The 7,442-nt window shown below is 51.3% G+C and carries 8 protein-coding genes and 1 tRNA gene; 2 read left to right on the forward strand and 7 right to left on the reverse strand.

Annotated elements, in window-relative coordinates; all coding sequences use genetic code 11:
- Positions 1 to 158: 158 nt before the first annotated feature.
- The 5 genes from ACSZO1_RS21015 to ACSZO1_RS21035 form a co-directional block, all read right to left on the reverse strand.
- Entirely contained in the window at positions 159 to 719 is a 561-nt protein-coding gene (locus ACSZO1_RS21015) for a nucleotidyltransferase family protein (protein WP_437616129.1), read from the reverse strand.
- A 198-nt stretch (positions 720 to 917) separates the two neighbouring features.
- Complete coding sequence (locus ACSZO1_RS21020; protein WP_437616131.1) at positions 918 to 2,168, reverse strand: tyrosine-type recombinase/integrase; 1,251 nt, start codon at positions 2,166 to 2,168, stop codon at positions 918 to 920.
- Between the two features lie 179 nt (positions 2,169 to 2,347).
- Positions 2,348 to 2,423, reverse strand: a tRNA-Asn gene (locus tag ACSZO1_RS21025).
- Positions 2,424 to 2,524: 101 nt separating this feature from the next.
- The gene (gene mtfA, locus ACSZO1_RS21030; RefSeq protein WP_437616133.1) at positions 2,525 to 3,319 is read right to left on the reverse strand and encodes a DgsA anti-repressor MtfA; all 795 of its coding nucleotides are present in this window, start codon (positions 3,317 to 3,319) and stop codon (positions 2,525 to 2,527) included.
- A 260-nt stretch (positions 3,320 to 3,579) separates the two neighbouring features.
- Positions 3,580 to 4,242 (reverse strand): hypothetical protein, encoded by a 663-nt coding sequence (locus tag ACSZO1_RS21035; protein WP_437616134.1) that lies wholly within the window; start codon positions 4,240 to 4,242, stop codon positions 3,580 to 3,582.
- Positions 4,243 to 4,905: 663 nt separating this feature from the next.
- Between ACSZO1_RS21035 and ACSZO1_RS21040 the strand changes: the two genes are divergently transcribed.
- Both ACSZO1_RS21040 and ACSZO1_RS21045 read left to right on the forward strand, forming a co-directional pair.
- Entirely contained in the window at positions 4,906 to 5,619 is a 714-nt protein-coding gene (locus ACSZO1_RS21040) for a phosphohydrolase (protein ID WP_437616136.1), read from the forward strand.
- Positions 5,620 to 5,692: 73 nt separating this feature from the next.
- Positions 5,693 to 5,941 (forward strand): hypothetical protein, encoded by a 249-nt coding sequence (locus ACSZO1_RS21045; RefSeq protein WP_437616138.1) that lies wholly within the window; start codon positions 5,693 to 5,695, stop codon positions 5,939 to 5,941.
- Positions 5,942 to 5,991: 50 nt separating this feature from the next.
- Here the strand turns inward: ACSZO1_RS21045 and ACSZO1_RS21050 are convergent, their stop codons facing one another.
- Positions 5,992 to 6,648, reverse strand: a complete 657-nt coding sequence (locus tag ACSZO1_RS21050; RefSeq protein ID WP_437616140.1) for an epoxyqueuosine reductase QueH — start codon at positions 6,646 to 6,648, stop codon at positions 5,992 to 5,994.
- 93 nt (positions 6,649 to 6,741) lie between these two features.
- A complete protein-coding gene (locus tag ACSZO1_RS21055; protein WP_437616142.1) occupies positions 6,742 to 7,392 on the reverse strand; it encodes a substrate-binding domain-containing protein in 651 nt (216 codons plus the stop codon).
- Positions 7,393 to 7,442 lie beyond the last annotated feature (50 nt).

Below are 7,442 nucleotides of genomic sequence, written 5' to 3' on the forward strand. Positions count from 1 at the left end.
GCGGGCATCGTGAAAAGTCTATGTCAAAGAAAGGGTTATGTTCTCATAATTGACGATTAAATCGCACCTTCCTTAGCTCAGACCTGATCTGACAATGCTGCGGCATAGAGCTAAACTTAATCTGGCGGTCAACTTGCCAGTAGCTGATATCACTAACGTTATTCAGGAATGATAAACTGCAATTTAGGGTAACGTTCCATCCATCCTTTTCTGGCGACACGTTGCCTAAAAATATTAAGTTTTTCACGCTCAAATGGGGGAGTCGGTCTCAGGCGCAATTCAAACAGTTCATCAAGTCCATAGGGCGCAATAATCTCAAGAAAATTCGTCTCTCCTATTCTGACGGCGATTGCCGTGGCTGTCTCAGGCCAGTACAGCAGCGCATTCTCTGTTGAGAGATAAGGAAGATTACCGTTACGTTGATGCATTCTGGCTTGATTCTTCACAGAAAAGTCGAACTCAGGAAAGCGTTGGCAAAGCCGCTCTTCCAAGTCGCTATCGTGAGCTGGATTACAACGTTCTGAATCGAACCAGACAACATCCACATCACCAGAAATTTGTACTTGCTTATAACCATGTAAGTGATCCCATACCGCATCTCGTACAAACCCGGCACCAATCCAGCCATCATTGAGCTTTAAGGATTGAATGGCGCAAAGGGCCTTCATTCTTATAGGGTCATCTAACAATAAGCCCTGCAATGTCTCCTGATACTTCATAATTCTTCTCGTTAGAAAATATTGCCACAAACGTTCGTGTCCGCAACTGATGGTATAAATCTTATCCGCTATCTGTAAGGCCTGCTAATTGAAGACCGTAAGTTTTGATTGGGTCTTGCCACTGAGTACCGTCAGATCAAGTCTGAGCTAATACATCTAATGGCTAAACGATATAACGTCATTTTCGGTCTTCTAACATTATCCGTTGTGCGCAAACTCAAACGGCCTGACCATGCCTTCCCGGTTAGCATCGAGAAAATCAGCCCACCATTGCAGCATAAGTCTGCGCTCGTCCAGATGCCCGGCCTGATGGATATAGGCAGCACGAACATTATTGCGTTCCTGATGCCCCATCTGGCGTTCAACGGCGTCTTTTGACCATAAGCCAGACTCTATCAGGGAGCTACATGCCATTGTACGGAAGCCATGACCGCAGACGTCCTTCCGGGTGTCGTAGCCCATTGTGCGTAACGCCTTGTTGACCGTGTTTTCACTCATCGGCTTATCGGCATAGTGATCGCCAATGAAAATGAAGTCATGGTCACCACTGATTTGCTGTATTTCTCTGAGAATGGTAACGGCCTGTTGACTGAGTGGCACCAAATGCCGGGTTTTCATTTTGGCTCCACGGTGTGAGTTTTTCACGCCTTTAACCGCTTTGCGCTCTTCCGGTATCGTCCATAACGATTTTTTAAAATCGATTTCTGCCCAGCGGGCAAACCGAAGTTCGCTCGAACGGATAAAAATCAGCAGGGTGAGTTTCACCACCAGTCGGGTGAGCAACCGGCCTTTATAGCTGTCAACACGTCCTAAAAACTCGTGGTAGCGTTCAAACGGCAAAGCTGGACGATGTTGACGTTTACCCGTGTTAACGGCCCCTGACATTTCCTGTGCGGGGTTGTAGTCGACAATGCCCTGCTGAACAGCGTAACGCATGATAGCGGTAGTGCGTTGTTTCAGACGCATAGCCACTTCATTAAACCCCTTATCCTCAACCGCTTTTATCGGCACCAGCAGGTCGCGGGTTTTCAGTTCAGCAACATGGCGATTGCCAATAACAGGGAAGATATAGGTTTCAAAGGTGCGGAGAATTTTGGCTCCATAATCTGCTGACCACTTTTTATTGGTGCTGTGCCACTGTCGTGCGATGGTCTCAAAAGAGAACGCGCCACTGTTTTCCAGCCTGTCTTCCTGCTTTTTAGCAGAAGGGTCAATACCATTAGCCAGTAGCTTACGGGCTGCGTCACGACGTTCTCTGGCTTCCGCTAAGGAAACGGTCGGGTAGACACCTAACGCATGGGTTTTCTGTTTACCTGCAAAGCGGAACTGCATACGCCAGTACTTTGAGCCATTTGGATGCAAAAGCAGGAACATGCCAAAGCCGTCAGTGAGCTTGACGGGCTTATCAGAGTGCTTTGATTTTTTTATCTTAACGTCAGTAAGCGCCATGTTTCAGCCCTCCACATGATGGTACAAAACAAATCGAACCCGTTGTACCAACGAATATAACAACAATGAGGTGTAGCTTTGAGTACTTTTTAACAGACGTGGGTAGACATTGGGAAGGGGATAACCAATTGATAGAAAGCAAAAAACCAGACGTCCGTAGACATCTGGCTTCTTTAAATTGGCTCCTCTGACTGGACTCGAACCAGTGACATACGGATTAACAGTCCGCCGTTCTACCGACTGAACTACAGAGGAATCGTGTGAACGGGGCGAATATTAGCGGTAGCATCACACCCTGTCAACAGCAAAAAACACATTAGCTTTCAACTGGCTGCGCTTTCAGCAGGCCAGGCTGCTTAATGTACGGTATCGCCATGTTCCCGCTGCCAGCCGCCGTTTTCCAGCCGTTTTAACGGGTCCTGACCATAAAAGCGCTGAAGGCGCTGATAAAGTGACGGAAAACGCTGACTTAGCAGCTCCGGAGCGCTAAAAAAGTACTCGGACAGCACGGCGAAACACTCCGCCGGATCGCTGGCCGCATAGGCATCAATCGTCGCGGCATTCTCGCCGACCAGATCAATCTCTTCCTGAATACTGTCCATTGCCGCGTGCAGGTCATGCTCCCAGCCCGCCACATCACGCAGCGGGATCGCCGGTACGCCATTGGTATGGCCGCTGCCGCGTGCATCGAGTTTATGAGCGACTTCATGGACCACCAGATTGAAGCCAGACAGATCAAAGGAGTCCTGAATATCGAGCCAGTTGAGCACTACCGGACCCTGCAGCCAGCTTTGCCCTGACTGCACAATGCGCTCGCTGTGCACCAGGCCGAAATCGTCCTGCCATTCATCGTCGACCACAAACGGGGAAGGGTAGATCACCACTTCGTAGAAGCCATCCAGCCACTCGAGGCCAAGTTTCAGCACCGGCAGGCAGAACAGCAGGGCGATGCGGGCGCTGCTCAGCGCATCAAGTTCGACATGTTGCAGAGGGATCAGGCGTTTTTGCTGCAGAAAGCGCTGCGCCATACGCACCAGCGCCTGCTCGTCGGCGGGCGTCAGCGCGGCAAAGACCGGCACTGCCAGCGCCTGCTGCCAGGGGAGTTCTGAGAGGGGATCATCGCTGTTTGCTTTCCACGGCCATTTAATCATTCTTCTGCTCACTGTGGTTGCCCGTCTGCCGCTGTAACTAACATGCCGCAGCACGGGCATTTCCGCAACGGATAATTCGCAGGCGCGGAAGCAGAGAAAAGAGACCTGGCTGGCGATTCACTGCGGCATCTTGCCCGACAGGGGAACGGCATTCAAGGCGGCTATTCAATCACTTACTGCGGTGTCTGTCTGTGATTCGCGCCGCAATGTGCGTCACTGGCAATGAGAAAAGTCTGGCCGGTTGCTGTGCTGGCGCGCAATCAGACGCGCGTAAATTCAATCACCCACACCCACGGGTTGACGGCCCAGCTGGTGGTGCCATACTGTTTTTCCCATGCCTGCTTATACGCTTCTTTTGGCGCAATCGCTTCATTTTTCATGGTGAAAAAGCTGTTCAGGAAGTGTGAATCGCTTTGCACACCTTCTGCCATGACGTCATCGTCACTGATATCCTGCACTTTCTCTACACGGACCGCAGTGATCTCAAGGTCGATGCGGCTGGCCCAGCGGGGCATATGAATGCCGGTCTGCCAGCCAAACTGCTCGACATCTTCATCCAGCACTGAACTCAGTTCCGTGCTGTCGGCACGATAGTGGCAGTAACTCGTATCACGAAACGCCTCAGGCGATTTTTCGTACTCGGCTAACAGCTCTTTCGGCACAATCGGTCCGCGCCAGCTTTCCCGCACCCAGAGACGGTCGCCAGGCTGACCAAACGGGCACTGGTAGGTCAGATCGGCCATTTCCAGCATATGGCGTCCGCGCTGCTGGTTGCTGCTGACATCAAAGCCATAGCAGCCTTCGTGGTTATCCTGACCCGGCGCAAACGCCAGCGACTTCATAATCCGCCGGGTTTGCGTTTGCTGACCCAGCAGCAGTGCGCGCACGCGCTGATCAGAAAAAAGAATCGGCCGTTCTTTCATGATTTACCTCGTTGTACTCACTATTGGCACTCCCGATCGTTTTACCCGCCATGATCAGGCAAAGAAATCCTACCATCACTTGGCGCGAAACGTTTCGACTATTTGTCAAAAATGATGAGTGCAGCTAATCAAATACGCCTGGGGAAAGATTTACCCGTAGCAACTATAGGGATAACCCCAAATTCCAGCAATAGCTGGTTCGTTATCGTCAACCCAAATGTCGGAATCGCTGCTGTATATCTTACTGTTTTACTGTGTGTTATTGCGAGTATTTAGCGTGTTTTATTACTTTCGGACTGGAAATTTGAGTTAAGTTATTAATAAAGTGTAATCGATTTAGTCAGGGTATGAATCATGAAACCGGTTTCGGCAAAATCTCAGCTACGTCATTATTGACGCTTATGTTTTTGAGCCTGTCGCATTAAATCAGTTGAACGAAGGGCAGAAGAAATGTGCGTCACGCGTCAGCCATTTTTTGCGGCCAAAATTTGATTTGGATCTCGTTTAACTTATTCGTGTTTCATGGCTTGCATTAAGCGTTACTTACGTGTCATAAAAGTGTTATCAGTTATCGCTTATAAACGAACATCACTGAGCAGCGCAGGGTTGCTCAGCGCTGGCAACTGATAATGCTTTCATAAGTAAGTTACACAGGGAGAATCTATGTCATCAACGTCCCTTGAAATCTGGCAGTCCCGTTTTGAACAGTGGCAGTATAAAAGCTGGCCACAGAACGATCAGGCGCATGACGTGGCGCATCTGAAACGCGTCTGGAAAACCGCACAGCGCATTATGCGCGATACCGATGCTAACCCGCTGGTGGTGCTGACCGCCTGTTATTTCCACGATATTGTTAACCTGCCGAAAAACCACCCTGAACGTCATCTGGCCTCCAGCCAGGCGGCCACCGAAACCCGCCGCATCCTGCGTGAGGATTTCGCTGATTTCCCGGGGGAACTGTATGACGCGGTGGCACACGCGGTACATGCGCACAGTTTCAGCGCAGGCGTACCGCCACTGACGCTGGAAGCGAAAATTGTCCAGGATGCTGACCGGCTGGAGTCGCTGGGAGCGATTGGGTTGGCGCGCGTCTTTTATACCTCTGGTGCGCTGGGGCGACCACTGTTTGACAGTAATGACCCGCTGGGTAAAGACCGGGTGCTGGATGATACGCAGTGGACGCTGGATCATTTCCAGAAAAAGCTGTTTACCTTAGCCGATACCATGCAAACCGCCGAAGGCAAACGTCTGGCGCAGCATAATATCGATTTTCTGGTGACCTATGTCGCTAAACTGTGCGCGGAGTTGCAGGGCGATCTCTGGCAGCTGGATGAGTCGGTACTCCGTGATTTTTCATCGCAAATTGCTGAATATTAAATTTTTATGACAGTCTGTTAAATCTTCACAAGCTACGCTACGGTGATGGAGACTTTAACCAGGAGTGAAAGGTATGACAGGTACTGTTAGTTTAACGATTAAGATCGACCCGGCGCTAAAAGAAACGCTAAAAACTCTGGCGCTGGAAAATCAAATCTCGCTCAGTCAGGAAGTCAGTCAGCGACTGCTGGCCACCTTATCCGCCCCTGCGGCGTCAGATGTTGACAGCCAGCTTGTTGAAGAAGAGGCGTCCACACAGCTGAGCAGCAGCGAACTGAAACAGATCCGTGCGTTGCTGAAAAAGCAGAAAAAGAAAAAATAACGTTATTTCTCACATAATATTAAGGCCACATTGCGTGGCCTTAATTGTTTCTACTCTTCTTCATCACCGTAATAGAGCACGCCCAGCTTGATCAGTGGCCGCCCCTGTGATTTTCGATGCAGATTGGAATCTCGCAGTGAATAGACGCAGCCGCAATACTCCTGCTGATAAAAACGCTCACGTTTGCTGATTTCAATCATGCGCGCCGAACCGCCGCCTTTGCGCCAGTTGTAGTCCCAGTAGCTCATGCCCGGATACGGCGCTGCCGCCCGCTGGCCGCAGTCGTTAATCTGCTGCATATTTTTCCAGCGCGAAATGCCCAGTGAACTGGAAATAACGGAAAACCCGTTTTCCCATGCATAGAGTGCGGTACGTTCGAAACGCATATCGAAACACATGGTGCAGCGCACGCCACGCTCCGGTTCCCACTCCATCCCTTTGGCGCGTTCAAACCAGTTATCGGTGTCATAATCGGCATCGACAAACGGCACGCCATGCTTTTCAGCAAAGCGGATATTCTCTTCCTTGCGCAGCAGGTACTCCTTCTGCGGATGAATATTCGGGTTGTAGAAGAAAATGGTGTAATCAATGCCTGATGCCTGAATCGCTTCCATCAATTCACCCGAACAGGGCGCACAGCAGGAGTGCAGCAGCAGCTTATCCGCGCCATCGGGCAGGGATAGCGGCGTTCTTGGCTTATCGCTCATTTTGACGCTTCCTTAAAACAAATCAGGCCAAGTGTAGGCGGCTGGCTGGCGAATGTCACGGTTTTGGGCTAACAGACTGAAATATGAAAACTATCAGGTACTGGCGCGCTTCACCAGCCGTGCAGTGGTGGTGCTGATTTCCGTCACCTGCTGGCCTTTCAGTAGCGCCAGTAAGTTTTCGGCTGCGCGGGTCGCCATGTCCTGCCAGCTGACGGTCATGGTGGTCAGTGCCGGTGAGCAGATGCCCGCCAGCTCGCTGCCGCCAATGCCGGCAATCGCCAGCTGCTGTGGGACGGTAATGCCCTGATTATGGCAGGCGAGGATCGCGCCGCAGGCAACATCATCGGCAGTGCAAATCAGCAGATCCAGCTCTGGCCAGGTGAGCAGGATTTCCGGCAGCAGGCTGTGGCCGGTAGTGAAAGTGGGTGGGCGCGGAGTGCTGACCACCCGATGCGGCGACAGGTTGGCCGCCAGCATCGCGCTGTTCCAGCCAGTCAGCATCTGCTGGAAGATGCTCTGCTGATCGTGGGAGCAGAGCAGGCCAGGATTGCGGTAGCCGCTGGCGATCATCTCCTGCACCAGCAGTTTCACGGCGCTGGCGTAATCGCAGCCGACGCTGATACCAATCGGCGCACGGTTAACACCGCCGATTTCCACCACCGGAATTGCCGCATTGGCGAGGATTTTGTGCGCGGCAGGGGAGTTATCAAAGTGGTACTGCGCGAATTCAGATAATAAGTGCAACGCTTGGTCATGTGGATGGAGGGACGGTTAGCTACCGATAAGCTATCCTG

This window comes from Erwinia sp. V71 (genome assembly GCF_965644245.1).
In the GTDB taxonomy this organism is placed as follows: domain Bacteria; phylum Pseudomonadota; class Gammaproteobacteria; order Enterobacterales; family Enterobacteriaceae; genus Erwinia.